Below are 23646 nucleotides of genomic sequence, written 5' to 3'. Positions count from 1 at the left end.
CGTCTCGTCCCTCACCGCGGTGTCGTCTCCCTGTGCGCGGGTGCGCGATGCAGACAGGTCGGCGGGCCGATGCCGACACTTCGGGCGGCCGGGTCAGGGGCGGTCTTCGTGGTGGCCGCAGAGCCAGGCCAGCGCTTGGTAGGCGCCCAGGGCGTACGCGGCGTTCGCGCCTTCGTCCGCGCCGTCGCCCCCACCCGAGGCCGAGGCCAAGGCCGAGGTGTCGCGCAGACGGACGGCGGCGGCCTGGCACTCGGCCAGGAGCTGCGCCCGGCACGGCCCGGTGGCGCCGAGCGCGGCGGCAGCGGTGAGGGGCGCCGCGACCTGGGCGCCGGCGGCCCACCGGTAGGCCCCCAGGATCCCGTGGTCGAAACCGGTCCACGGCTGCGGGCGGCCGTTGGCCGCCTCGATCGCGTCGAACACCTCGTCCAGCAGGCGCACCCCTACCGCCGGGATCGTCGTCTCGTCACTGGTCATGCCCGCAACCTACGTCGCCCGGACGCGGCCCGCCCCCGGGCACCCGGTCCGTCCCGGGGCCGGCCGGACGGACGCTGGGCAATCGGGTGAACCCCACGACGGCCGCCGCGGTGGCGCCGACAGGTCCGGATCCGGCTCGGAGCGCGGTGCGCAGCGCCGGGAGCAGGGTGGCCTCGGCCCAGGTGAGGAAGGCCGGCCGGCTGTCGCCGCCGACCGGGATGAGGGGGGCCTCGCCGAAACTCGGCGCGCAGCGCTGTTCGGTCATCATCGTGTGTCCGATCTGCGCCCGAACGCGGCAGGCGCCCGCACCACCGCTGTTCGTGACGGCCCGTGCTCAAGGGTGGCTGCGAATTTCTCAGTCGCCCGTCGCGGGCAAGGCTATGCGGCACACCTGTCCGGCTTCCAGCTCGACGACGACGGCCAGCACCGGGCGCAGCCAGCGCACCATCGATCGCGCGCCCGGATGCGGCTTTCGCAGCCGCCCGGCGACGGGCGACCCGAGCTCGGCCCGCTCCTGCCCGGACAGCTCGCGAGTCACCAGCCGCCGACCGTCGACGAGCACCACCAGCAACCGCCCAGGTTCGCCGGGCTCGTCCGGCTCGCTGACGGCCCCGACCACCCAGCCCCTCACCGCAGCCCGCCCGGACACCGTTCCAGCGCGGGCGGCACGATCATCGACGGACTCCTTCCGTACACGAGGTGTGATCACCCGAGCATGGCAGCAGGCCCCGACGGGCGCGATCCATGCCGTCGTCGGGCAGCACCGGAACCAGGTGCGGGAACGGGGACGGAGACGGGCACGGAAACCGGGCAAGGGTGCTCGCCTCGAAAGGCCCACCTCCGGATGTGGGTCCGCCGGCGATGGCCGAGGCTCGGTGCATGGCATCGATCATCGTGCTCTTCGAGCTGGAGCCCGACGGGGCCATCGGTGCGGAAGGCACGGACAGTGCGGAAGGCGCCGAGCCCGCCGTGATCGCGGTGCACGCCGCCGGGGCCGATCCCGACGTGCCCGAGGACCCGCAGCCGTACACGCTGTGCGGGCTGGAGACCGGCCCGATGGAACACACGCACTACCGGCCGGTCCGGCCCGGCGAGCCCTGGTACCCGCCCACCCTCGCCGACCAGCGGTGCCAGGAGTGCGAGCGCGCCCTGCGCACGCAGTGACCGCCGCACTGGGGAGAGGCGGGCGACCCCGCCCGGAGCCTGCAACTGCACGTCAGCGCGCCCCGGCACGTACGGCGTCACGGCCCGCGCGGGTTTCACCCCGTCGCGGTACCTGGGGTGATCGCCCGCCGGCGCCACGTCTCCACCGATCACGGGCGTCGTGCTGGGGCGGGGCACACCTTCAGGCTCTCTGCCGTCGCGTTCTCTGCCGTCGCGCACGCGGCCGGTCGGAGCCCGTCCTCCGGGGGTGGCCCGGGCTGGTCCGGATGCCACCGAGCGGGTGCGGCGGACCGGCCCAGCAGCGACGTTGAGAAGATGGACATCGTCGTCGTACTTGAGCTAGACATGCCGACCAACGTGCGGCTCCTCGGCCCCGACCACACCCCGGCGGACCCGGAGAGCCCGGTGCGCCGCGTACACGTCGCCCCCGCGGAAGCCTCGGGCACCTGCGGCCTCCGCACCCTGTGCGGCCTGGACACCGACGGAATGACCCTCGCCCCGCACCGCTACGCCCACCAACCTCCACCGCACTGGCTCACCTGCAGCACGTGCCAGGCCGCCAGGCAGGACCCCGCCCCCGACGCCACCGAAGCGGCTGCCCAGGAGCAGCGCGAGGACGACGCCCACCCGGCGGAAACCGCCGCACACTGAGCACCGCACCCACCGCACCCACCGCACCCACCGCGTCGAGCGCGCGGGCGGCGGCCGACGGCCGGTCGCCTCCTCAACGCGAGCCGACGCTTCGGACCGTACGCGCAGTGGGCCCGGTCCGGGCGCGGCGGTCCGGGCGGTCCGGCAGTCCGGCAGTCCGGCAGTCCGGCAGTCCGGCAGTCCGGCAGGCTGCTCATCGGCCGCTCCCCCGGCCCTCGACGCACGCGTTACATTGAGGCGCAAGGGGCGGCAGATCCCGAACGGGGTGGCTGATGCACTCGATCACCGACTGGCTGGACGGCCTGTCCGGCCCGGTCGTGTACGCGGTCGTCGCCGCCCTCGTCTTCGCCGAGGACGCCCTCTTCTTCAGCTTCCTCATCCCCGGCGAGAGCGCCGCCGTCCTCGGCGGTTTCCTCGCCCACCAGGGCAGGGTGTCCATCGGCTGGCTGGTCCTCGCCGTGGTCGGCGCGGCCGTCCTGGGGGACTCCGTCGCCTACGAGATCGGCCGCCGCATCGGCCCGGCGGTCCTCGACACGCGCATGCTGCGACGCCATGAGGAGCAGCTCGACAAGGCCCGTGACCTGATCCGCCGGCGGGGGCCGGCCGCCGTCTTCTTCGGCCGTTTCGTCGCCTTCTTCCGCCCCGTGGTGCCGACGCTGGCCGGCGTCTCCCGCATGCCGTACCGCCGTTTCCTCCTCTTCAACGCCCTCGGCGGCCTCGCCTGGGGCGTCGGGTTCACCCTCCTCGGCTACTTCGCGGGGGCCGCCTACACCAAGGTCGAGGGCACGGTCGGCGGCGTCGTCGCCGCCCTGCTCGCCGCGGCGGTCGTCATCGCCCTCATCGTCTGGCGCGTACGCCGCCGCAGGTCCGCAGCCAGTGCGCAGTCGCGCCGTACGCGGTCCCGCCGTACGCAGTCCCGCGAGGGCCAGGACGAGAAGCACTGACGGCCGGACCGCCCTGCCGACCGCACCGCGCGCGCCGGGGCCCGCGAACGACCAAGGCGGCGCGCCCGGCGACGGGCCGGGGCCGGGAACCGCGCCGGAACGGGGCCACACCGGCCCTGGCCGCGCCGGAACGGTCCGTGCACGAGCGAACACACCGCGCACGCGAGGTTTCCGCATCAGGGCCATGAATCGGCCCGGGGCGGGTAGCCGAGCGCTGCCGCCGCCGGCGCTCGGTGCCGCTGCGGACAACCCGGCGCCACAGCCAGAAACGGAGTCCGTCGCATGACCGTCGTCACCTCCTGGTCCACCGCCGTCACGCTGCCCGAAGGCCCGTTCCCCGACGTGACCGTCGAGGCGCAACTGCGCTTCGACACCTCGCTGCCGTACGCGGTGTGCCTGGTCTTCCCGCCCCTCGGGGGCGGCGGGGAGGCGCAGTGGGTCTTCTCGCGTGACCTGCTGGACGAGGGCCGCCACGCCCCCGCCGGCCACGGGGATGTGACGGTCGCGCCCGGGCGGGCGGCCCGGGTCCTGGTCACCCTGTGCGCCGAGAACGGCCGGGCCGTGATCAGCATCCCCGCGGACGCCGTGGCGGCCTTCCTCCTCGACTCCTTCGCCCTGGTGCCGGCCGGCACCGAATCCGACCACCTCGACATCGACGCCGTCCTCGACCGGATGCGGTCCTGACCCGCCACGGCCGACGGCGACGACCGCTCGGCGAAGGGCCGGGCATGCCCGAGCGGGGAACCGACCCATTCCGCTGCGGGCAGGATGGTTTGCCCGGCCCGCAGAGCGGTACACGCGGATCATGGGCGCGGCCGGAGAAACGACGGCTCCACCACCCCCGGACGGTCCGGCATCACCATCGAACGGCCGGACCGGCCCCTCCTGACAACCGTCCCAGTCACCACACGGGAGGACCTCGTGATCGTCCTCGGCGTCATCCTGCTCATCATCGGTTTCGTCACCGGGATCTCGATCCTGTGGACCATCGGCATCATCCTGGCCGTCATCGGCCTCGTCCTGTGGATCGCGGGCTCCGTCGGGCACGCCGTCGGCGGGCGTCGTCACTACTACTGATCCACTCGTCCTACTTTCTGCACCACCCGCCTCAACCCCTGATCCGCCCGTTCACCGGCTCGTGCGGCTGTCAGCCCCGGCACCACGTAGGTGCCGACGCCGACAGCCGCACGGCGCCGCCCGCCGCCCGCCGCCCTCAGCGGCGGAGGCGGCTCGCCCTCAACGACGGTGGCGGCCGGCCGTCAACGACGGTGGCGGCCGGCCCTCAGCGGCGGTGCCGCCCGGCGCTGCGGCCGGGCACCGGGACCACGCCCGGGGCGGGGAGGAACAGCCGGGCGACCTCGCGGCCCAGGTTCACGCCGATCGCCACCGCCATCGCCGTGGCCGTGGCGCGCCCGACGCCGACGAGCCCGATCTCGGGCTCGCCCCGGACGAAGGCGAGCAGCCCGAAGTACAGCAACGAGCCGGGCAGCAGCGGCCCCAGGGCCGCGGTGACGTACGGCAGCGAGGAGCTTCCCCGGTAGCGGGCCATGAGCTGGCCGGACAGGCCCACCAGCCCGGCGGCGAGGCCGGTGGCCATGATGGGCTCGCCGCCGGCGTTGACCAGCACGCCGTACGTCGTCCAGCCGACCCCGCTGTTGAGCAGGACGGCCGGCAGCGTGCCCGGCTCGGTGTTGAGCAGCACCGCGAAGGTCAGGGTGAGCAGGAGCGCCGCCACCAGTTGGAGCGGCGGGTTCGACGCGGCGACCGGGGCGGGCCGGGTCGCCAGGTCGGCGCCGTTGTTGACGCCGATGTAGAGCACGGTCATCACCCCGACCACCACGCCGGCCATCATGTACAGCGTTTCCATCAGGCGTGCGGCCGCGGTGAGGTAGAAACCCGCGAGGCCGTCCTGCGCCGCCGCCACCATGGGCCATCCGGGCAGGAGCGTGTACAGCCCTCCGGTGATCACCACCGATCCGCCCAGGTTCAGCCCGTTGAAGGAGAGCAGGATGCCGATCGCCGCCGCCGGGGTCGCGGCCGTCGCGATCCGGTAGAACTCCGGGAGGTCGTGGCGTCCGACCAGCGCCGAGAGCCGGTCGCCGGCCAGTGCCGCGGCGACGGCGCTGACGAACACCAGCCAGGCCCGGGCGTCGGCCCGGCCGCCGACCAGCAGCGTCGCGGCGCCGGCCAGCAGGCCGGAGGACAGGACCAGGAGCCACGCGGGGTAGTGGCGGCAGTGCCGGCGCACGGCCCTCAGCCGGTGGTGGGCGTCGTCGACGACGAGTCCGCCGGTCGTGATCTCGGTGACCAGCCGGAAGAGCACGGCCAGCCGCGCGTAGTCCCCGGCCGGGTGGCGCACGGACCGCTCGACCGTCACGGGCGGCTCCGAGGGGCCCGGCTGGTACGAGATCGCCACCCGGGTGAAGGTGACCTGGGGGTCGCAGGGCTGGGCCCGGTAGGCCTGCGCGACGGCGAGCATGGCGGCCTCGACGTCCTCGGCGGCCTCGCCGCAGGCCAGCATCAGCTCGCCCACCAGCAGTGCGAGGTCCAGGACGGCGGCCACCGCGGCCAGCCCCGGGTCGTCCGCGCCGGGTCCGCCGGTCACCAGCGGGCGGTCGGTGGTCGGGGTGCGCAGCAGCGGCAGCATCAGGTCCGGCCAGGCCGCCGTGCCGTCGGCATCGGCGGGTCCGCTCTCCGCCCCGGGCGGCGCCGGCCGGCCGGGCGCCCGGCCCTCCCCCTGAACTCGACCTTCCCCGGAGGCGGGGGCGGCCCCGGGGGCCTCCTCCGGACTCGCCTGGGGCGGGACTCTTCCGGTCCGGCTCGCCGGCCCGTCCGCCTCGGCCCGCACGCCGAACTGCTCGTGTTCCGGCATCGTCGCTCCCTGCCGCACCCCCCACCTGATGACCTTTCGCACCCACTCGACTACCCGCAGCCATCATTTCGTGAACGTCCCGACCGGAGCGCGGGGGTCCGTTCACGCCCGCCGTCCGTGGGTCGGCCCGCTGCCTCCAGACCAGGGCTCGGGGAGAATCCGCAGGTCAGCGGGCCGACGCCGGAACCTGGGAGGGCGAAGGAGCACCGAGCCGCGGCCGTCCGAGTGAAGCCCGTAGTGATGGGCGAGCCCCGTCCGGCCGTCCTGCCGCCACGGGATATGGCTATCGGGACACACGATCGGAGCGGACGGGAGGAGCGGCGTGCGGCTGTCGAGGTGGAGGGCGCGGGCCGGGCGGCGGGCGGAGCGGGCCGCCCGGAGCACGGCGGTCGCGCTGGACCGGCGGCTGCCGCTGTTCGACGGGGCCAAGGGCCTGCTCCGGAAGGTCTTTCCCGACCACTGGTCCTTCCTGCTCGGCGAGTTGGCGCTCTACACCTTCGTGCTGCTGCTGTTGACCGGCGTCTTCCTGACGTTGTTCTTCACACCGTCCATGACCGAGATCGTGTACGCCGGAACGTACCCGCCGCTTCGCGGGGTGCGGATGTCCCAGGCGTACGCCTCGACGCTGTCGATCAGTTTCGACGTGCGCGGCGGCCTGCTGATCCGCCAGATCCACCACTGGGCGGCACTGGTGTTCACCGCCGCGATCTGCGCGCACCTGCTGCGCATCTTCCTCACCGGCGCGTTCCGCCGCCCCAGGGAGGTCAACTGGCTGGTGGGACTGACACTGTTCCAACTCGCCCTGCTGGAGGGTTTCGCCGGCTACTCGCTGCCCGACGACCTGCTCTCCGGCACCGGTCTGCGCACGGCCCAGGGCTTCATCCTGTCGGTCCCGCTGGTCGGCACCTACCTGAGCTTCTTCCTCTTCGGCGGGGAGCTTCCCGGGCACGACATCGTCCCCCGGTTGTACAGCGCGCACATCCTGCTGCTGCCGGGTCTCCTGCTCGGCCTGATCACCGCGCACCTGATCCTGGTCTTCCACCTCAAGCACACGCAGTGGGCCGGGCCCGGACGCACCAACCGCAACGTCGTCGGGAAGCCCCTCTTCCCGCACTTCAGCGTCCAGACGGCGGGCCTGATGGCGATGGTCTTCGGGGTGCTGGCGCTGGCCGCCGCCCTCGCCCAGGTCAACCCGATCTGGCTGTACGGGCCCTACCGCCCCGACCAGGACTCCACCGACGCGCAGCCGGACTGGTACATGGGGTTCATCGAGGGCGCGCTGCGGCTGATGCCCGGGGCCGAGACGCGGCTGTGGGGCCACACCGTCGCCTGGAACCCGCTGATTCCGGCCGTGCTGTTCCCGCTGCTGTTCTTCGCCGCCCTGTACGGCTATCCGTTCTTCGAGCGCTGGATCACCCCGGGGAGTGGCGAGCAGCACCTGTGCGACCGCCCCCGCAACCGGCAGACCCGCACGGCGCTGGCTGTCGCCGGGACGTGCTTCTACGTCGTGCTGCTGGTCGCCGGCGGCCAGGACGTCGTCGCCCGGGCACTGGACGTGCCGGTGGAGGGCCTGAACTGGTTCCTGCGGGTGGGCCTGTTCGTCGGGCCGGCGGTGGCCTTCTGGATCACCCGGCGCCTGTGCCTGGCCTTGCAGGAGCGGGACCTGGAGCGGGTGACGGAGGGAGACGAGACCGGGTTCGTGCACGAGGCCGTCGAGGGTGCCTTCCACGGCGAGCACCGGCCGCTTCCCACCGGCCTGCGCTACACGCTGGCCCTGCGCGACGCCCCGCTTCCCCTGCCGGCGCCGGGCGAGGGCGCCTCGCGGCGCGCACGGCTGCGGGCCGCCCTGAGCTCCTGGTACTACCGGGACAACATGGCGGCGGTGGACGAGCCGCAGCCGGAGCCGCTCGCGCCCGCCGACGCGGGACGCGCCGAGCGGTGACCCCCGATGACCGACCACTGACCGCCGGTCGCCGACCGGCCGGACTCACTGCCCGCGCCGGGCGTGCTGGAAGACGAAGCCCAGGACGCCGGCGCCCGTCACACCCGCTCCGATGAGGAAGAGCCACAAGGCGTACACCAGCCCCAGCCCGGCGACCGCGACGCCCGCGGCGGTGAGCAGCGGGTAGTAGCTGCGCGGTGCGAAGAACTCCAGCGGCCCGACGCCGGTGACGATCTCGGCGTCGGTGCGGTCCTGCGGCCGGCGACCGCGGCGGGAGTACTGGGTCCGGAAGAAGAACGCGATCAGCGTGGACATCATGAAGGCCACGACCAGCGCCGCCTTGCCGGCCGGCTCCCGGGCGAACCAGCCGTAGATCGAAGCGGCGACGGCGAAGAACAGCGCGACGCCCGCGAACAGGTAGGACTCGGTCTTCACCGCGCGTTCTCCTCGCCTTCGAGCGCCATGCGCGAATACTCCGGGTGGTGCAGGTCGAAGGCCGGGCCTTCGGAGCGGATGCGGGGCAGGGCGTGGAAGTTGTGGCGCGGCGGCGGGCAGGAGGTCGCCCATTCCAGGGAGCGCCCGTAGCCCCACGGGTCGTCCTCGGTGACCGGGACTCCGTACCTGGCGGTGCGCCACACGTTGTACAGGAAGGGCAGGGTCGACGCGCCCAGCAGGAACGCACCGATCGAGGAGACGGTGTTCAGGGTGGTGAAGCCGTCCGAGGGCAGGTAGTCGGCGTAGCGGCGCGGCATGCCCTGGGCGCCGAGCCAGTGCTGCACGAGGAAGGTGATCTGGAACGCGGGCAGCAGCATCCAGAAGTGGATCTTTCCGAGGCGTTCGTCCAGCAGCCGGCCGGTGATCTTGGGCCACCAGAAGTAGAAGCCGGCGAACATCGCGAACACGACCGTCCCGAAGAGGACGTAGTGCAGGTGGGCGACGACGAAGTAGCTGTCGGTGACGTGGAAGTCGATCGGGGGCGCGGCCAGCAGGACGCCGGTCAGCCCGCCGAGGAGGAAGGTCACCAGGAAGCCGAGGGCGAACAGCATGGGCGTCTCGAAGGAGAGCGAGCCGTTCCACAGGGTGCCGATCCAGTTGAAGAACTTCACCCCGGTCGGCACCGCGATGAGCAGCGAGGCCAGGGAGAAGAACGGCAGCAGCACCTGGCCGGTGGCGAACATGTGGTGGGCCCACACGACCGCGGACAGCGCGGTGATCGCGATCGTGGCACCGATCAGTCCGTAGTAGCCGAAGACCGGTTTGCGGCTGAACACCGGGATGACCTCGGAGATGATGCCGAAGAACGGCAGCGCCACGATGTACACCTCGGGGTGGCCGAAGAACCAGAACAGGTGCTGCCACAGCATCGCCCCGCCGTTGGCCGGGTCGAAGACGTGGGCGCCCAGCTTGCGGTCCGCCTCCAGCGCGAACAGCGCCGCGGTCAGCGGGGTGAAGGCGAGCAGCGCGAGGATCGAGGTGAACAGCACGTTCCAGGTGAAGACCGGCATCCGGAACAGCGTCATGCCCGGTGCCCGCAGGCAGACGATGGTGGTGATGAAGTTGACGGCTCCCAGGATCGTGCTCAGACCCGCCACGATCAGCCCGACGGCCCACAGGTCGGCGCCCGTTCCCGGGCTGTGGAGCGGCCCGTTCAGCGGGGCGTAGGCGAACCAGCCGAACGACGCGGCGCCGTCGGTGGTCAGGAAGCCCCCGACCACCATCAGGCCGCCGAACAGGTACACCCAGTACGTGAACGCGTTCAGCCGGGGGAACGCCACGTCCGGGGAACCGATCTGCAGCGGCATCACGGCGTTCGCGAAACCGGCGAACGTCGGTGTGGCGAACAGCAGCATCATGATCGTCCCGTGGATGGTGAACAACTGGTTGTACTGCTCGTTGCTCACCACCTGCAGTCCCGGCCGCATGAGCTCCGCGCGCATGAGCATCGCCAGCAGCCCGGCGAACAGGAAGAACCCGAACGCCGTCGTCAGGTACAGGTTGCCGATGGCCTTGTGGTCGGTCGTGCTCAACCACCGCAGCACCGCCGAGCCTTGACGCCGGCGGGCCACGCCGGGCGCCGGGCGGGCGGCGGCCCGCCGCCGGGTCTGCGCCATCCGCTTCCTCCTCCTGCCGGGGCCGCCCGCACCCGCAGGAGAAAGACGCGGAGACGCTCGCCGGGACACATGCTGTGTCGCCATGCAATCACCCACCGCCCCAAGGGCCCCTGAACCGGAGTCGGCGTGGCGGCCCCGGCCGGGCGCGGATGACGAAGTCGGCGCACTGGTGCGATCCGGCGAGGCGCCGCCACGGGTCAGCCGCAGGTCAGCCGCGAGTCGGCCGCGGGTCAGCTACGGATCAGCCGTGCGGCGTCGAACTCGGCCCAGATCGTCTTCCCGTGGCTGTGCGGTTCGGCGCCCCACCGGTCGGCGGTCCGCTCCACGATGAACAGGCCGTGGCCGCCGGGCAGGGCCGGGTTGTGCGGGCGGCGCGGGGTGGGCAGGGTCGGGCTGCGGTCGCTGACCTCGGCCCGCAGGCGGGTCCCGGTGACGTCCAGGACCAGTTCCAACGGGCCGTCGCCGTGGAGCATGGCGTTGGCGACGAGTTCCGCCACCAGCAGGACGACGTCCGCGAGGGTGCCTTCGCCGGCGCCGGGCCCGGCGGCGGACGCGTACCAGTCGTCGAGGGCGCGGGCGGTGAAGGTCCTGGCGTGGGCGACCGGTTTGGGGATGCCGGACAGGGTCAGCCGCCTGCGCTGGCCGCCGACGGGCAGCGCAGGGCCCGGCTGGTGCGGGTCGCCGTCCAGGGTTCCCCGGCTCATCGTCATGTGAGGACACCCTTTCGGATCGACGGCGGTCTCGCACGGTCGGTTTCCCGGCAGTTCTCGGATTATGCCCCGCGCCGGCGTCGAACCGGGGCCGGGGCGGTCGGCCGGCCTCGGGCCGAGGCCCTGGCGGCCCGAGTCGGGGCGGTCAGGCCGCCAGGGCCTCGTCGACCGAGTCGTGGATGGAGAACACCGCCTGCGCGCCGGTCAGTTCGAGGACCCGCATGACGGTGGGCGCCACGGCGGCCAGGTGCAGGTCCAGCCCCTCCTCCGCCGCCGCGAGGCGGGTCTTGAGCAGGAGGTTCAGGCCGGAGGAGTCGCAGAAGCCCACCCCGGCGAGGTCGATCACCACCGCGCCGCGGCGCTGCGCGATCACGCTGGTGAGCAGGTTGGCGGCCGAGGCGAGCGTCTCGATGTCGAGGTCGCCCACGAGGGCGCACACCACCGCGCCGGAGGCCGTGGCACGGGTCTCGACCACCAGCTCCGCGGGGCGCGGGGACGCTGCCGGCGCGGCGGCCGCCCGAACGTCGTCGAATGGCATCATCGTCGTCTCCTCCATGTCCATGCCTTCCGACCATACGGAGGTTGTGCCGGACTGCCAAACACGGGGGTGTGCGCCCGGCTTGGTCCTGCCCGGGGCTCGTGCGGCGACGCGTCCTCAGCCGTCCTCCAGCCCGTCGCGCAGGTGCCGCAGGGTGCGGCTGAGCAGCCGGGAGACGTGCATCTGGGACAGCCCGAGGCGGGCGCCGATCTGCGACTGCGTCATGTCCTCGCAGAAGCGCATGGACAGGATGAGTCGCTGCCGCTCCGGCAGGTCGGCGATGAGCGGCTTGAGCGCCACCAGGTCGTCGACGAGGGCGAGGTCCCGGTCGTCCTCGCCGAGCCGGTCGCCCAGCGGGCCGGGGGCGTCGTCGTCGTTGCTGCCGCCGAGGTCCAGGGAGCCGGCGGTGTGCGCGTTCGCGGCGGTCAGCCCTTCGACGACCTCCTCGGGGGAGAGCGCGAGGTGCTCGGCGAGTTCGGCGACCGTGGGGGCCCGGTCCAGGTCCTGCGACAGGCGTTCCTGCGCCTTGGCCAGGAGGATGCGCAGTTCCTGGAGGCGGCGTGGCACGTGGACGGCCCACGTGGTGTCGCGGAAGTGGCGCCGGATCTCGCCGAGGACGGTCGGTATGGCGAAGGTGGCGAACTCGGCGCCGAGGTCGGGGTCGAAGCGGTCGATGGCCTTGATCAGGCCGACCGCGCCGACCTGGAGCAGGTCCTCCTGCGGCTCGCGGTGCGAGTTGAAGCGGCGGACCGCGAACCTCACCAGGGACAGGTTCGTCTCGACCAGGGTGGCGCGGACGTACGAGTACTCCTTCGTCCCCTCCTCCAGCGTGCGGAGCCGGCGCAGCAGCACCTTGTTGAGCTCGCGCGCGTCGGCCGGCGCGATCTCCCGCAGGTCACCGGCGTCGGCGAGCTCCGGCGGGAGCAGGTCCCGAAGCCCTCCGGCATCGGCGAGTTCCGGCGAAGGCAGGTCCCGGGGCTCTCCGGCAGGAGCGGCCGTGCGGGACGGACCTCCCGTCGACGGGTGGGCGGAGGCGGGCAGTTCCCCAGTGGTCGTGGCCATCGGACTCCCTCTCTCGTGCTCTCTCGTGTCGGCGCGGTCTGCCCCCCGGTACCCCGTGTCGGCGGATCGATGCAGCCGCCCCCCATGGAGGTTTCGTGAAGCCCGCAACGGCTCCGAGGTGGGCGGCGGCCTGTCCGGGGCGCGGACGCGCGTCCGGGCGGCGGGCGGCGGGCGGGGCGCACGGCCGGGGGGCAACCGTTGTCCGGCGGTGTGCGGGCTGGGGTAGCCTCCGAAGGCGGTACAACACCTGGAACGACGGCCAGGTCCCCCGGCCCGTCCTTCGGGGTGCCCACGACCGGATTCGGGCCAGTCGGCCCGGTGTTCCACGGAGGCGACGTTCGATGGCTGGCCCGACCACGTCCCGCGACTCACAGCACCGCCCGGACGAGGGGGCGGGCGCCGCGCAGGTGGGCGAGCCGGAACTGCGGCTGCTGCTGGCCGGGTTGACGGCGGTGCGCGACGGCGATTTCAGCACCAAGCTGCCGGGCGATGCGGACGGGCTGCTGGGCGAGATCGCCACGGTGTTCAACGGCATGGTCGACCAACTGTCGCGGTTCACCTCGGAGGTGACCAGGGTCGCCCGGGAGGTCGGCACCGAGGGCCGGCTCGGCGGCCAGGCCCAGGTGCCCGGGGTGTCGGGCACCTGGGAGGACCTGACCGACTCGGTCAACGCGATGGCGGGCAATCTCACCACCCAGGTGCGGGACATCGCCCAGGTCGCCACCGCGGTGGCCAAGGGGGACCTGTCGCAGAAGATCACCGTCGATGCCCGGGGCGAGATCCTGGAGCTGAAGAACACCGTCAACACGATGGTCGACCAGTTGTCCTCGTTCGCCGGCGAGGTGACCCGGGTGGCGCGGGAGGTCGGCACCGAGGGCATCCTGGGCGGCCAGGCCGACGTGAAGGGCGTCTCGGGGACGTGGCGCGACCTCACGGACTCGGTGAACTTCATGGCCGGCAACCTCACCGGCCAGGTCCGCGCGATCGCCCAGGTGGCCACGGCGGTCGCACGCGGGGACCTGTCGCAGAAGATCACCGTCACCGCGCGCGGCGAGATCCTGGAACTGAAGGAGACCATCAACACGATGGTCGACCAGCTGTCCTCCTTCGCCGACGAGGTGACCAGGGTCGCCCGGGAGGTCGGCACCGAGGGCCGGCTCGGCGGCCAGGCCGAGGTGGAGGGCGTCTCCGGCACCTGGAAGCGCCTCACCGAGAACGTCAACGAGCTGGCCGGCAACCTCACCCGGCAGGTCCGCGCCATCGCCGAGGTCACCAGCGCCGTCGCCGCCGGCGACCTCACCCGCTCGATCAGCGTGGACGCCTCCGGCGAGGTCGCCGACCTCAAGGACAACATCAACGCCATGGTCGGGTCGCTGCGCGAGACCACCCGCGCCAACGAGGAGCAGGACTGGCTCAAGACCAACCTCGCCAGCTTCTCGGCCCTGATGCAGGGCCGGCGCGACCTCGGGGTCGTCGCCGAGTCCGTCATGGACGAACTCGCCCCCCTCGTCGGCGCGCAGTGCGGCGTCTTCTACCTCGCCGAGGACAGCCCCGTCGGGACGGTGCTCCAGCTGGTCGGCTCCTACGCCTTCCCCGACGGCGAGCGCCCCACCCGCTTCCGCCTCGGCGAGTCGTTCGTCGGCCAGGCCGCGCGCAGCCGACGCGCCATCACCGTCGACGCCCTGCCGCCGGACTACCTGGCCGCCTCCTCCGGCCTCGGCCGCACCGGGGCGCTGTCCCTGGTGGTGCTGCCCATCGTGGTCGAGGACCAGGTCCTCGGCGTCATCGAACTGGCCTCCGTCCAGCCGTTCACCCAGGTCCACCTGGACTTCCTCGACCAGCTCATGGAGACCATCGGCGTCAACGTCAACACCATCATCGCCAACGCCCGCACCGACGAGCTGCTCGACGAGTCCCAGCGGCTCACCGCCGAACTCCAGGTCCGCTCACAGGAGTTGCAGGCACGCCGGGACGAGTTGCAGGCCTCCAACGCCGAGCTGGAGGAGAAGGCCGACCTGCTGGCGGCGCAGAACCGCGACATCGAGACCAAGAACCTGGAGATCGAACAGGCCCGCCAGGAACTGGAGGAGCGCGCCCACCAGCTGTCCCTCGCCTCGAAGTACAAGTCGGAGTTCCTGGCCAACATGAGCCACGAACTGCGCACGCCGCTCAACAGCCTGCTCATCCTCGCCCAGCTGCTCGCCCAGAACCCCACCCGCAACCTGAGCGCCAAGCAGGTCGAGTACGCCGGGATCATCCACTCCGCGGGCTCCGACCTGCTCCAGTTGATCAACGACATCCTCGACCTGTCCAAGGTCGAGGCCGGAAAGATGGACCTCAACATCGAGGCGGTGCCGCTGCGCGCGCTGCTCGACTACGTCGAAGCCACCTTCCGCCCGCTGACCAGCCAGAAGAACCTCGCCTTCACGGTGCGGACGGTCCAGCAGATCCCCGCCGAACTCCTCACCGACGACTACCGGTTGCGCCAGGTGCTGCGCAATCTGCTGTCCAACGCCGTCAAGTTCACCGAGCAGGGCCGGGTCGAGCTGCGCATCGAGCCCGCCGACGAGACCCACCTGCCCGACGCCGTCCGGCGCGGCGGCCCGGTGCTCGCCTTCCACGTGAGCGACACCGGAGTCGGCATCGCCCCCCAGCACGTGGAGAGCGTCTTCGGCGCCTTCCAGCAGGCCGACGGCACCACCAGCCGCAAGTACGGCGGCACCGGCCTCGGGCTGTCCATCAGCCGCGAGATCGCCTACCTGCTCGGCGGCGCGATCACGGTGGAGAGCACCCTGGGCCGGGGCAGCACCTTCACCCTCTACGTCCCCGCGACCCGCCCCGACCTGGCCGAGACCGGCGCCGACGGGGCCCGCAAGGCGCTGGGCGCCGGGGGCACCGGCCCGTCCGAGGCGCCGGAGCGGGCCCCCTCGCCTCCCGCCGCCGGCCGGCCGCGGCGCCTGCTCGTGGTCGAAGGCCGCCCCAACGGCCTGCTGTCCCTGGTGGCGGAGAACGCCGTCGCCGACCTCGCCCGCTCCGCCGGCGCGCAGCGCCGGGTCGAGATAGTCACCACGGTCGGCGCCCCGGAGGCCGCCACTACGCTCGCCACCGCCCCGTACCACTGCGTCGTCCTGGAGCTCGACCTGCCGGACAGCGCGGCGGCCACGCTCCTGGCGGAGATGGAACGCGACCCGGCCCTGCACACCGTCCCGGTGCTGGCCCACAACAGCCGGGGCGTCACCACCGGCGACGAGCACGCCGTCCGCCGGGAGGGGGAAGGGCCGCTGGAGCTCATCTCCAGCCTCGACGAGCTGCGCGAACGCATCGCCCTCCACATGAGCGCCGACGGGCCCGGGCGCGTCCTGCCCCCGGCGCGCCCCGCGGACGGGAACCCCGCCCGGGGCCGCGGAGGCGACCCGGTGCTCTCCGGTCGCACCGCGCTGGTGGTCGACGACGACGACCGCAACCTCTTCGCGATCACCAGCATCCTGGAGCTGCGCGGCATGCGGGTCCTCCAGGCCGAGAACGGGCTCGCCGCGCTCGAAGCCCTCCGCGCGCACCCCGGGATCGACGTGATCCTGATGGACGTGATGATGCCCGAGATGGACGGCTACACCGCCACCGCGGCGATCCGCGCCATGCCCGAGCACGAGGGGCTGCCGATCATCGCGGTCACCGCCAAGGCGATGATCGGCGACCGGGAGAAGAGCCTGGCCTCGGGAGCCAGCGACTACATCACCAAGCCGGTGGACGCCGACGAGGTGATCGGCAGGATCAGGGACCACCTCGCCCGGTAGTCGCCCTGCCCCATGCCCCGCGTCCCCTCGCACCCACCCCGACAGTCCAGAGCTCAGGAGCCGACAGCCGTGCACCATCCCCAGGAGCCGCGCGCCACGGACCGTCCCGCAGCGGCCTCACCGACCGGTCCGGCCGCCGACACGCCGAGGGTCGGAGCGCAGCGGCGCGCTGCGGAGGCGCAGGCAGCGGCCCGGGCCCGCGCCGAAGGCGAGTCCGCGGCGGTCGACCGGCTCGCCACCACGGTGGAGCGGCTCAGGCTGGAACTGGAACGGGCCCAGGCCCAGGCGGCGGGCCGCGGCGTCGTCGAGATGGGCGTCGGCGTGCTGGTGGAGCGCCTGCGGTGCGGGCCCACCGAGGCCGCCGGGCAGCTGGAGAGCCTCGCGGAGCAGGCCGGGGTGACGGTCCTGGCGCTCGCCGCCGACCTGGTCAACCAGGCCGCGGCGGACGAGATCTCCGCCCTCGCCCGCGAGTTCGTCGCCGACGCCTCGGTTCCCCCCACCGAAGCGGTGGCCGTGCGGCTGCGCAGTGCCGAGGCGGACGTGCTCGCGAGCGGTGACGCCGCGGCGGCGGCGCGTTCCATGCTGGAGCACGCGCTGCGACCGCTCGGCGCGGTCGCCGTCGCCATCTGGGCCGCCCACCCGGACCTCTCCCTGTCACTGGCGGGCAGCGCCGGTTTCCCCGAGGAGGAGGCACGCCGCTGGCGCCACGTCCCGCCGGGCGTGCCGACCCCGGCCCGCCGTGCCCTGGACGAGCGGGCGGCGGTCGGCTACCCGACGCTCGCCGGCGCCTCGCTGCCCTCGATCGGCCAGCACGAGATCCACGGCGGCCGGCTCGCCGTCCCGGCCGGCGTCGGCGGGCGGCTCATCGGCGTCCTGGAGATCTGCTGGCCCGACGCGCTGCCCGAGCGCTCCCAGCCGCTCAAACGCCAGTTCGAGGCGCTCGCCGAGCTGGCCGCCACCACGCTGGAGTCCTGGAGCGGGCAGGAGCCCGCCGCCTGCGACCCGGCCGACGCGCAGTTCGGCGAACTGCGGCAGCTCACGGACGGCCTGCTCGACCCGTGCATGATCCTGCGGGCGGCGCCGGACAGCGACGAGTTCCCGCCCCGGTTCGTGATCCGCCACCTCAACCCGGCCTTCGTCGACTTCGCCGGCCGGCCCACCGGCGTACTCACCGGCGCCCGCCTGCTGGAGGCGTACCCGCTGGCGGCCGAACCGGGCGGCCTGGCCGACAAGGTCGAACACGTCTTCGCCACCGGGGAACCCTTCCGCGCCCAGGACATGCGCCTCGCCGCCCTGGTCGACGGAGTACCGCTGACCACCCGGGCACAGGTGAGCATCAGCCGGCACGGCAGCCACCTCGCGGTCGTCTGGCGCCTCGACGACGGCACCCCGCGCGTCGCCCGCCTGCTGCAGCACGCCCAGCGGCTCGGCCGGATCGGCGGTTTCGAGGAGAACCTGCGAACCCGGCAGATCGCCTGGAACGAGACGGTGTTCGAACTGCACGGGCTGCCGCCCACCGCCGCGCCCCTGGCCCTCGACCAGCTCCCCGACCACGCCCACCCGGACGACCGCCACGCCATCGACCGGTTCCTGCGCACCCTCCTGCACCACCAGCGCCCGGCCTCCACCGCCTTCCGCCTCCAGCGGCCGGACGGCGTCACCCGCCACATCCGCGTCGTCGCGGAGCCCGTCCGCGATCCCGGCAGCGGGCTCGGCAACGACCCCGGCAGCAGGCTCGACAGCGACCCCGGCAGCGGGCTCGGCACCGTCCGCGGCGCCTACCAGGACATCTCCGCCCAGCACTGGACGGAGGTCGCACTCGCCGCCACCCGCGACCAGCTCGCGCAGAGCGAGCAGCAGGCGGCCGAGCGCAGCCGCCTCGCCCTCCAGCTCCAGCACGCCATCATGCCGCCCACCCGGGGCCCGCTGGACCTGCACGATCTGAGCGTCGCCGTGCGCTACCGCCCGGCGGAGAAGGACCATCTGGTCGGCGGGGACTGGTACGACACCCTCGCCCTGCCCTCGGGAGACGTCCTGCTGTGCGTGGGCGACGTCTCCGGACACGGCATCGAGGCCGCCACCGGCATGGTCGCGCTGCGCAACGCCCTGCGAGGCCTGGCCGCCACCGGCGCCGGGCCGGCCCAGCTGCTGAGCTGGCTCAACAGCGTCACCCACCACCTGACCGACAACGTCACGGCCACCGCGGTGTGCGGCCTCTACGAACCCGCGACCCGCCGGTTGCGGTGGGCCCGCGCCGGGCACCCGCCGCCGGTCCTGCTGCGTGGCGGGCGGGCGGACATCCTGCCCCAGCTGGGCGGCATCCTCCTCGGCGCGATCGGCCACGCCGACTACGAGCAGGGCGAGCTCGTCCTGGAGGCCGACGACACGCTGGTGATGTACACCGACGGACTCATCGAGCGCCGCGACGAATCCCTCCAGGCGTCGCTGACCAGCCTGACGGCCCTCGCCGAGGAGTCCCGCACCGGGTCGACCACCGGCTCGGACACCGGGTCGACCACCGGCTCGGCCAACCTCGAAGAGCTCCTGGACCACCTGCTGCGCTACAGCAACGCCGACACCGACGACGACACCTGCCTGGTCGGAGTGATGGTGCGGTAGCGGTCGGACGGCCACGACCGGCGCATGTCCGCGGCGAACCGGGGCAGCCGAGCCGCCACGGGGGGGCGGAACCGGCGGGTGTCGCGGGCGCGGGCCGGGGCAGACGCCCAGGCATGAACCCGATCGAACAAGGCCTGCGCGCCGTGGACCGCTTCCAGCAGCACCGCCGGGTGCCCGCCGTCGTCATCGGCGTCGTGCGCAAGTACGGGGACGACCGGGGCGGGCTGCTGTCCGCCCTGATCACCTACTACGGCTTCGTCGCCCTGATCCCGCTGCTGCTCCTGCTCAGCACCGTCCTCGGCTTCGTCCTGCACGGCCACCCCGGGGCCCAGCAGTCGGTGCTGAACTCGGCGCTCGCCGACTTCCCGATCATCGGCGACCAGCTGCGCCAGAACGTCCACTCCCTCCAGGGCAGCGGCCTGGCGCTGGCCATCGGCGCGCTCGGCCTGCTGTACGGGGCGCTCGGCATCACGCAGGTCCTCCAGCACGCCATGGCCGAGGTCTGGAACGTGCCCGGGGTGCAGCGGCCCGGCTACTGGCCCCGGCTGGCGCGCGGCCTGCTGCTGTTCACGGTCCTGGCCGCCGGCCTGGTGCTGGGTACGGCGGCCGCCTCGCTGGTCGGCAGCGCCCTGGGCGGGGTGCCCGCCCGGGTCGGGGGCCTGCTGGTCTCGGCGCTGCTGAACACCGCCCTGTGCCTGGCCTGCTTCCGGGTGCTCACCCCGCGCGAGATCCCGACCCGGGCCCTGCTGCCCGGCTGCGTCGTCGCCGGGCCGCTGTTCACCGTCCTCCAGGCGTTCGGGTCGCTCCTGGTGACCCACGAACTGCGCCACGCGGGCCAGGTCTACGGCTTCTTCGCGACCGTGATCGGCCTGCTCTCCTGGCTCTACCTGGCCGCGCAGATCACCGTGTACGCCGCCGAGGCCAACGCGGTGCTCGCCCGTCGGCTGTGGCCCCGCAGCCTCCTGCAGCCGCCGCTCACCGCCGCCGACGAGAAGGTGCTGTCCTCCGTCGCCCGTCAGGAGGAGCGCCGCCCCGAACAGCACGTCGAGGTCTCCTTCCACGACGGGGAGCGGCCCGGCGGGGCCGGGGAGGACGGCCCGCACGGCCCGTCCTCCCCCGGCGCCCGGTGACACCCCCTGCGGTTACCGCCCGTCCCGGCCCGGGCGGTGCAACTCGCTCGCCGGGGCGGCGGTCGCGGGCCGGTACACGGTGAGCCCGGCCGGGGCCTTGGACAGCCGCAGGGCCCCGCGCGCGGGGACGCTCTCGCCGTCGACGGCGATGCGGGCGGCGTCGCCGAGGGAGTCCAGGTCCAGGGCGCGCAGCCGGGCGGCCCGGTAGACCCGGGACCGGTCCAGGGTGCCGGACAGGAAGGCGGCGGCCAGGCGGGTGCGGGCGAAGGGCCTACCGCCGTCGACGACCCGGACGTCGAGCTGTCCGTCGGCCAGGGCGGCGCGGTGGGTGGGGGCGAAGCCCGCCGGTTCGTACGCCCCGTTGCCGGCGAACAGCAGCCACAGCCGGTGCGGGCGGCCGTCGGCGTGGACGGTGACGGGTTCGGCGGTCGGCAGCAGCTTGGCGACGGCCACCGCGAGGGCCGGCCACTTGCCGATGCGCTTCTCCAACTTCTCCCGCTGGTGGACGAGTTCGGGGTAGATGCCGAGGCTGAAGGTGTTCACGAAGGTCCGGGCGCCGGCGTCGTCGGCGGCCAGGCCCAGGTCCACGCCGACGGCGGTGCCGGCCTGGACGGCCTCGGCGGTGGCCTCGTGGGTGGTGGCACCGAGGTCGAGTGCGAAGTGGTTGAGGGTGCCGCCGGGGAAGACCGCCAGCGGCAGCGCGCGCTCGACGGCCAGCGCCGCGGCCAGGTTGACGCTGCCGTCGCCGCCGCACACCCCGAGCGCGCCGCCGGCCCTGGCGGCCCGGTCGGCGGCCTCCGTCAATGTCTTCGCCAGGTCGTCCTGCGGCCCGCACACCCGGACGTCCGCCTCGGGCAGCAGGGCGCGCAGCGTCCCGGCCACGTCCTCGGCGGCGGGAGCGAGCGGAGAGCCGCTGCCGGAGCCCGAGTTGACCACCACCGACAGCCCCCTCCCCTGCGGCAGGGCCGGGGCCGGACAGGCGGCCGGGGCGGCGGGCGGCGGCACGTCGGACGAGCGCGGCCACCAGTGCAGGGTCGCGGCGGCCGCCGCCGTACCCAGCGCCGCACCGGCCAGGACGTCGCCCGGGTAGTGCGCGCCGGTGTAGACGCGCGAGAGGGCCACCGCCGCCGCGACCGGCGCGACGGCCGCGCCCAGCAGCGGGGACTCGATCGCCACACCGGCGGCGAAGGCGGCCGCGGACGCGGAGTGACCGGAGGGGAAGGAGGTGGTGACGGGCTGGCGCAGCAGCCGACGCACGGCCGGGACGGCGTCCAGCACCGGGCGGGGCCGGCGGGTGGCGTGCTTGGCGACGGTGTTGGCGGCGGCCGAGGCGATGGCGAGCGAGCCGAGGCCGCGCAGGGCCGCGCGGCGCCCGCGGCGTCCGCCGACCGCGCCGAGGACGGCGGCGGTGCCCATCCACAGCACCCCGTGGTCGGCGGCCCGGCTCAGCGCCCGCAGCCAGGGGCGGGTGCCGTGCAGCGGCGCGGCGGCGATACGGTCGAAGAGGGCTCGGTCTATGGCGTCCAGTCGTGTGGTCTTCAGTCGCTTCATCCGACGAACCTACGGCGCGCGGGCGACAACGCCGGGGAGGAGGCCGGGGGTGTGTCGCGGCGGCCGGCCGGCCGTGACGGGCCGCGTACAGGGTCCGGAACTCCCCCAGCAGGGCTGCTCGGTGTGGCTGCTACCCCACGCCGCTACCCCGCGCTGCTACCCCGCGCCGCTACCCCGCGCTGCTACCCCGCGCCGCTACCCCGCGTCGCGCGGCGGCAGCCCTCGGGTGATCCGGTTGAACAGCTCGGCCAGCGGCTCGCCGAGGTCCTGACCGAACTCGGTCAGCCCGTAGGTGACCTGGGGCGGTGTCGTCGGCTCGACCTTCCGCCAGACCAGGCCGTCCTGGACCAGCGCGCGCAGGGTCTGGGCGAGCATCTTCTCGCTGATGCCGTGGATGCTCTCGCGCAGCTCGTAGAACCGGAGGTCGTTGCTCTGCAGGGAGATCAACACCCAGATGCCCCACCTGCTGGTCACGTGGTCGACCACGTCCCGCGCGGGGCAGTCGGTGTGAAACACCTCATACCGCTTCCCGGCCTCGCCCTGCCTGTGCTGCACACCTACCACCATGTCCTGAGCTTACCTCAGGGTATGTCCTTACCAAGGGTTAGCCCTGGCTCCTAGCGTGAGGACCACCGAGGCCACAGCGGCCACGGCGGACGTCGAACGAGGAGTTGACCATGATCGTGGTGACCGGGGCTACCGGCAATGTGGGCCGGCCGCTGACGCGGGCGCTGGCCGAGGCGGGCCAGCAGGTGACGGCGGTGTCGCGGCACGCGGCGGCGGTGCCGGACGGTGTCCGCCACGTGGCGGCCGACCTGGCCGGGCCGGCCGGCCTCGAACCCGCGCTGGCCGGGGCGAAGGCGCTCTTCCTGCTGCTGTCCGGCGACCTGCACGCCGCCGGGGCCAACCCGGCCGACCTCATCGGCCAGGCCGTGACCGGCGGGGTCCGCCGGATCGTCCTGCTCTCCTCGCAGGGTGTGGCGACCAGGCCCTTCGGCCCGACGCGGATCGCGATGCGCGAACTGGAGGACGTCCTGCGGGGGTCCGGCGTGGGCTGGAGCATCCTGCGGCCGGGCGGCTTCGCCTCCAACGCCCTGTGGTGGGCCGAGTCCGTCCGCGCGCAGCGGGTCGTCGCCGCGCCCTTCGGCGACGTCGGGGTGCCGATCGTCGACCCGGCGGACATCGCCGACGTCGCGGCGGCCTGCCTGCTGGAGGACCGGCACAACGGCGGCGTGTACGAGCTGACCGGCCCGGAGGTGATCACCCCCCGCCAGCAGGCGCAGGCCATCGCGGCCGCCCTGGGCTCGCCGGTGCGGTTCCACGACCTCACCCGCGACGAGGCCGGCGCCGCCATGGCCCAGGGCATGCCGGTGGAGCTCGCCCAGGACACCCTGGACATCCTCGGCTCCCCGAACCCGGCCGAGCTGCGCGTCAGCCCGGACGTCCAGCAGGTCCTCGGCACCGCCCCGCGCCCCTTCGCCGCCTGGGCCGCCCGCAACGTCGCCGCCTTCCGCTGAGCCCGCCCAACCGGCCCCGTCCGCACCACACCGGCTCACGGCCGACGGCCGACGGCCGACTCCGGATGTTCCGGGTGTGGAACCGCCGATCCCGGGCAGACGCCGTCCGGGGCGGACCGAGCCCCCACTACCGAGAGGAGTGATCCGATGAGTGCCAAGGACAAGCTGCACAACGCGGCCGAGAAGGTCCACGGCAAGGCCAAGGAGGCCGCCGGACGGGCCACCGGCGACCGGGTCGTCGAGGCCGAGGGCCGGGGCAAACAGATCAAGAGCGACCTGAAGCAGGCCGGCGAGAAGATCAAGGACGTCGGAAAGGACTGACCCGGCGCACGGCGGCCGCGCCCGCGCGGCCGCCCCGCCCGCCCGGCTCAACGGTCCCTGCCCCCGGCCCGAGGGACCCAGGAACCCGTGGAGACGCCGCAGTCCCGCGCGACCGTCGAGAGCGCCCGGCCGCCACGCGCCGGTCGGGGGGGCGCGCCGCGCGGGGGGGGGGGGGGGGGTGTGTTGTGAGCCACGGGCAGGGGTGTGTTGATGGTGGTGTGTGCGGTGAGTGTGGCAACGCTAGGG

22 protein-coding genes are annotated in these 23646 nt (G+C 73.6%); 11 read left to right on the top strand and 11 right to left on the bottom strand.

Translation table 11 applies throughout. From position 1 onward, the window contains the following. Positions 1 to 93: 93 nt before the first annotated feature. The 3 genes from ACFV6D_RS33400 to ACFV6D_RS33390 form a co-directional block, all read right to left on the bottom strand. A complete protein-coding gene (locus ACFV6D_RS33400; RefSeq protein WP_380373991.1) occupies positions 94 to 474 on the bottom strand; it encodes a hypothetical protein in 381 nt (126 codons plus the stop codon). Then, positions 464 to 742 (bottom strand): hypothetical protein, encoded by a 279-nt coding sequence (locus ACFV6D_RS33395; protein ID WP_380562534.1) that lies wholly within the window; start codon positions 740 to 742, stop codon positions 464 to 466. Before ACFV6D_RS33395 ends, ACFV6D_RS33400 begins: the two co-directional genes overlap by 11 nt. 87 nt (positions 743 to 829) lie before the next feature. Continuing rightward, entirely contained in the window at positions 830 to 1045 is a 216-nt protein-coding gene (locus ACFV6D_RS33390; RefSeq protein WP_380562533.1) for a hypothetical protein, read from the bottom strand. Positions 1046 to 1353: 308 nt separating this feature from the next. Between ACFV6D_RS33390 and ACFV6D_RS33385 the strand changes: the two genes are divergently transcribed. The 5 genes from ACFV6D_RS33385 (at position 1354) to ACFV6D_RS33365 (ending at position 4310) form a co-directional block, all read left to right on the top strand. After that, complete coding sequence (locus tag ACFV6D_RS33385) at positions 1354 to 1638, top strand: hypothetical protein (protein ID WP_380562531.1); 285 nt, start codon at positions 1354 to 1356, stop codon at positions 1636 to 1638. Between the two features lie 315 nt (positions 1639 to 1953). Further along, complete coding sequence (locus tag ACFV6D_RS33380; protein WP_380338436.1) at positions 1954 to 2289, top strand: hypothetical protein; 336 nt, start codon at positions 1954 to 1956, stop codon at positions 2287 to 2289. Between the two features lie 272 nt (positions 2290 to 2561). Continuing rightward, on the top strand, positions 2562 to 3233 hold the full coding sequence (locus ACFV6D_RS33375; RefSeq protein ID WP_380338439.1) for a DedA family protein: 672 nt from the start codon (positions 2562 to 2564) through the stop codon (positions 3231 to 3233). A gap of 282 nt (positions 3234 to 3515) precedes the next feature. Next, complete coding sequence (locus tag ACFV6D_RS33370; RefSeq protein ID WP_380338442.1) at positions 3516 to 3917, top strand: SsgA family sporulation/cell division regulator; 402 nt, start codon at positions 3516 to 3518, stop codon at positions 3915 to 3917. 237 nt (positions 3918 to 4154) lie between these two features. Next, the gene (locus ACFV6D_RS33365; protein WP_167745913.1) at positions 4155 to 4310 is read left to right on the top strand and encodes a DUF6131 family protein; all 156 of its coding nucleotides are present in this window, start codon (positions 4155 to 4157) and stop codon (positions 4308 to 4310) included. A 205-nt stretch (positions 4311 to 4515) separates the two neighbouring features. Here ACFV6D_RS33365 and ACFV6D_RS33360 read toward each other — a convergent pair whose 3' ends face one another. Then, positions 4516 to 6105, bottom strand: a complete 1590-nt coding sequence (locus ACFV6D_RS33360; RefSeq protein ID WP_380338445.1) for a threonine/serine exporter family protein — start codon at positions 6103 to 6105, stop codon at positions 4516 to 4518. Between the two features lie 322 nt (positions 6106 to 6427). Here ACFV6D_RS33360 and ACFV6D_RS33355 point away from each other — a divergent pair, with 322 nt between their 5' ends. Further along, on the top strand, positions 6428 to 8047 hold the full coding sequence (locus tag ACFV6D_RS33355; RefSeq protein WP_380562529.1) for a cytochrome bc complex cytochrome b subunit: 1620 nt from the start codon (positions 6428 to 6430) through the stop codon (positions 8045 to 8047). A gap of 45 nt (positions 8048 to 8092) precedes the next feature. On the opposite strand, the gene ACFV6D_RS33350 is transcribed toward ACFV6D_RS33355, so the two are convergent. From ACFV6D_RS33350 to ACFV6D_RS33330, 5 genes are all read right to left on the bottom strand, one after another. Continuing rightward, entirely contained in the window at positions 8093 to 8482 is a 390-nt protein-coding gene (locus ACFV6D_RS33350) for a cytochrome c oxidase subunit 4 (RefSeq protein ID WP_380562527.1), read from the bottom strand. After that, positions 8479 to 10158, bottom strand: coding sequence for a cytochrome c oxidase subunit I (gene ctaD, locus ACFV6D_RS33345; RefSeq protein ID WP_363377007.1), 1680 nt, complete (start codon positions 10156 to 10158; stop codon positions 8479 to 8481). The genes ACFV6D_RS33350 and ctaD overlap by 4 nt, the downstream gene beginning before the upstream one ends. A 230-nt stretch (positions 10159 to 10388) precedes the next feature. Beyond that, on the bottom strand, positions 10389 to 10868 hold the full coding sequence (locus tag ACFV6D_RS33340) for an ATP-binding protein (protein WP_380562525.1): 480 nt from the start codon (positions 10866 to 10868) through the stop codon (positions 10389 to 10391). Positions 10869 to 11013: 145 nt separating this feature from the next. Beyond that, positions 11014 to 11430: an STAS domain-containing protein gene (locus tag ACFV6D_RS33335; protein ID WP_079136550.1), complete on the bottom strand. Its 417-nt coding sequence runs from the start codon at positions 11428 to 11430 to the stop codon at positions 11014 to 11016. A gap of 93 nt (positions 11431 to 11523) precedes the next feature. Next, positions 11524 to 12468: an RNA polymerase sigma factor SigF gene (locus ACFV6D_RS33330; protein ID WP_380562523.1), complete on the bottom strand. Its 945-nt coding sequence runs from the start codon at positions 12466 to 12468 to the stop codon at positions 11524 to 11526. Positions 12469 to 12809: 341 nt separating this feature from the next. Between ACFV6D_RS33330 and ACFV6D_RS33325 the strand changes: the two genes are divergently transcribed. The 3 genes from ACFV6D_RS33325 (at position 12810) to ACFV6D_RS33315 (ending at position 20011) form a co-directional block, all read left to right on the top strand. After that, positions 12810 to 16262 carry a HAMP domain-containing protein gene (locus ACFV6D_RS33325; RefSeq protein ID WP_380562521.1) on the top strand — a complete coding sequence of 1151 codons (3453 nt, stop codon included), beginning with the start codon at positions 12810 to 12812 and terminating at the stop codon, positions 16260 to 16262. 12 nt (positions 16263 to 16274) lie between these two features. Further along, positions 16275 to 18881, top strand: a complete 2607-nt coding sequence (locus tag ACFV6D_RS33320) for a SpoIIE family protein phosphatase (RefSeq protein WP_380562519.1) — start codon at positions 16275 to 16277, stop codon at positions 18879 to 18881. 113 nt (positions 18882 to 18994) lie between these two features. Beyond that, a complete protein-coding gene (locus tag ACFV6D_RS33315; protein WP_380478937.1) occupies positions 18995 to 20011 on the top strand; it encodes a YihY/virulence factor BrkB family protein in 1017 nt (338 codons plus the stop codon). Between the two features lie 12 nt (positions 20012 to 20023). Here the strand turns inward: ACFV6D_RS33315 and ACFV6D_RS33310 are convergent, their stop codons facing one another. Together ACFV6D_RS33310 and ACFV6D_RS33305 are read right to left on the bottom strand one after the other, a co-directional pair. Beyond that, positions 20024 to 21562 (bottom strand): bifunctional phosphatase PAP2/diacylglycerol kinase family protein, encoded by a 1539-nt coding sequence (locus ACFV6D_RS33310; protein ID WP_380562517.1) that lies wholly within the window; start codon positions 21560 to 21562, stop codon positions 20024 to 20026. A 195-nt stretch (positions 21563 to 21757) separates the two neighbouring features. Continuing rightward, on the bottom strand, positions 21758 to 22129 hold the full coding sequence (locus ACFV6D_RS33305) for a helix-turn-helix domain-containing protein (RefSeq protein ID WP_063352484.1): 372 nt from the start codon (positions 22127 to 22129) through the stop codon (positions 21758 to 21760). A 110-nt stretch (positions 22130 to 22239) separates the two neighbouring features. Between ACFV6D_RS33305 and ACFV6D_RS33300 the strand changes: the two genes are divergently transcribed. Next, a complete protein-coding gene (locus ACFV6D_RS33300; protein ID WP_380562515.1) occupies positions 22240 to 23079 on the top strand; it encodes an SDR family oxidoreductase in 840 nt (279 codons plus the stop codon). Positions 23080 to 23226: 147 nt separating this feature from the next. Next, the gene (locus ACFV6D_RS33295) at positions 23227 to 23400 is read left to right on the top strand and encodes a CsbD family protein (protein WP_063352486.1); all 174 of its coding nucleotides are present in this window, start codon (positions 23227 to 23229) and stop codon (positions 23398 to 23400) included. The last annotated feature ends 246 nt before the right edge of the window (positions 23401 to 23646 follow it).

This window comes from Kitasatospora sp. NPDC059812 (assembly GCF_042732075.1).
Classification (GTDB): domain Bacteria; phylum Actinomycetota; class Actinomycetes; order Streptomycetales; family Streptomycetaceae; genus Kitasatospora.
This window is presented reverse-complemented; position numbering and strand designations above follow the sequence as displayed.

Coding starts and splice junctions, on each gene's coding strand:
- ACFV6D_RS33400 (WP_380373991.1), bottom strand. CDS start 474: ATGACCAGTGACGAGACGACGATCCCGGCGGTAGGGGTGCGCCTGCTG.
- ACFV6D_RS33395 (WP_380562534.1), bottom strand. CDS start 742: ATGATGACCGAACAGCGCTGCGCGCCGAGTTTCGGCGAGGCCCCCCTC.
- ACFV6D_RS33385 (WP_380562531.1), top strand. CDS start 1,354: ATGGCATCGATCATCGTGCTCTTCGAGCTGGAGCCCGACGGGGCCATC.
- ACFV6D_RS33380 (WP_380338436.1), top strand. CDS start 1,954: ATGGACATCGTCGTCGTACTTGAGCTAGACATGCCGACCAACGTGCGG.
- ACFV6D_RS33375 (WP_380338439.1), top strand. CDS start 2,562: ATGCACTCGATCACCGACTGGCTGGACGGCCTGTCCGGCCCGGTCGTG.
- ACFV6D_RS33370 (WP_380338442.1), top strand. CDS start 3,516: ATGACCGTCGTCACCTCCTGGTCCACCGCCGTCACGCTGCCCGAAGGC.
- ACFV6D_RS33360 (WP_380338445.1), bottom strand. CDS start 6,105: ATGCCGGAACACGAGCAGTTCGGCGTGCGGGCCGAGGCGGACGGGCCG.
- ctaD (WP_363377007.1), bottom strand. CDS start 10,158: ATGGCGCAGACCCGGCGGCGGGCCGCCGCCCGCCCGGCGCCCGGCGTG.
- ACFV6D_RS33340 (WP_380562525.1), bottom strand. CDS start 10,868: ATGACGATGAGCCGGGGAACCCTGGACGGCGACCCGCACCAGCCGGGC.
- ACFV6D_RS33335 (WP_079136550.1), bottom strand. CDS start 11,430: ATGGACATGGAGGAGACGACGATGATGCCATTCGACGACGTTCGGGCG.
- ACFV6D_RS33330 (WP_380562523.1), bottom strand. CDS start 12,468: ATGGCCACGACCACTGGGGAACTGCCCGCCTCCGCCCACCCGTCGACG.
- ACFV6D_RS33325 (WP_380562521.1), top strand. CDS start 12,810: ATGGCTGGCCCGACCACGTCCCGCGACTCACAGCACCGCCCGGACGAG.
- ACFV6D_RS33320 (WP_380562519.1), top strand. CDS start 16,275: ATGCCCCGCGTCCCCTCGCACCCACCCCGACAGTCCAGAGCTCAGGAG.
- ACFV6D_RS33315 (WP_380478937.1), top strand. CDS start 18,995: ATGAACCCGATCGAACAAGGCCTGCGCGCCGTGGACCGCTTCCAGCAG.
- ACFV6D_RS33310 (WP_380562517.1), bottom strand. CDS start 21,562: ATGAAGCGACTGAAGACCACACGACTGGACGCCATAGACCGAGCCCTC.
- ACFV6D_RS33305 (WP_063352484.1), bottom strand. CDS start 22,129: ATGGTGGTAGGTGTGCAGCACAGGCAGGGCGAGGCCGGGAAGCGGTAT.
- ACFV6D_RS33300 (WP_380562515.1), top strand. CDS start 22,240: ATGATCGTGGTGACCGGGGCTACCGGCAATGTGGGCCGGCCGCTGACG.
- ACFV6D_RS33295 (WP_063352486.1), top strand. CDS start 23,227: ATGAGTGCCAAGGACAAGCTGCACAACGCGGCCGAGAAGGTCCACGGC.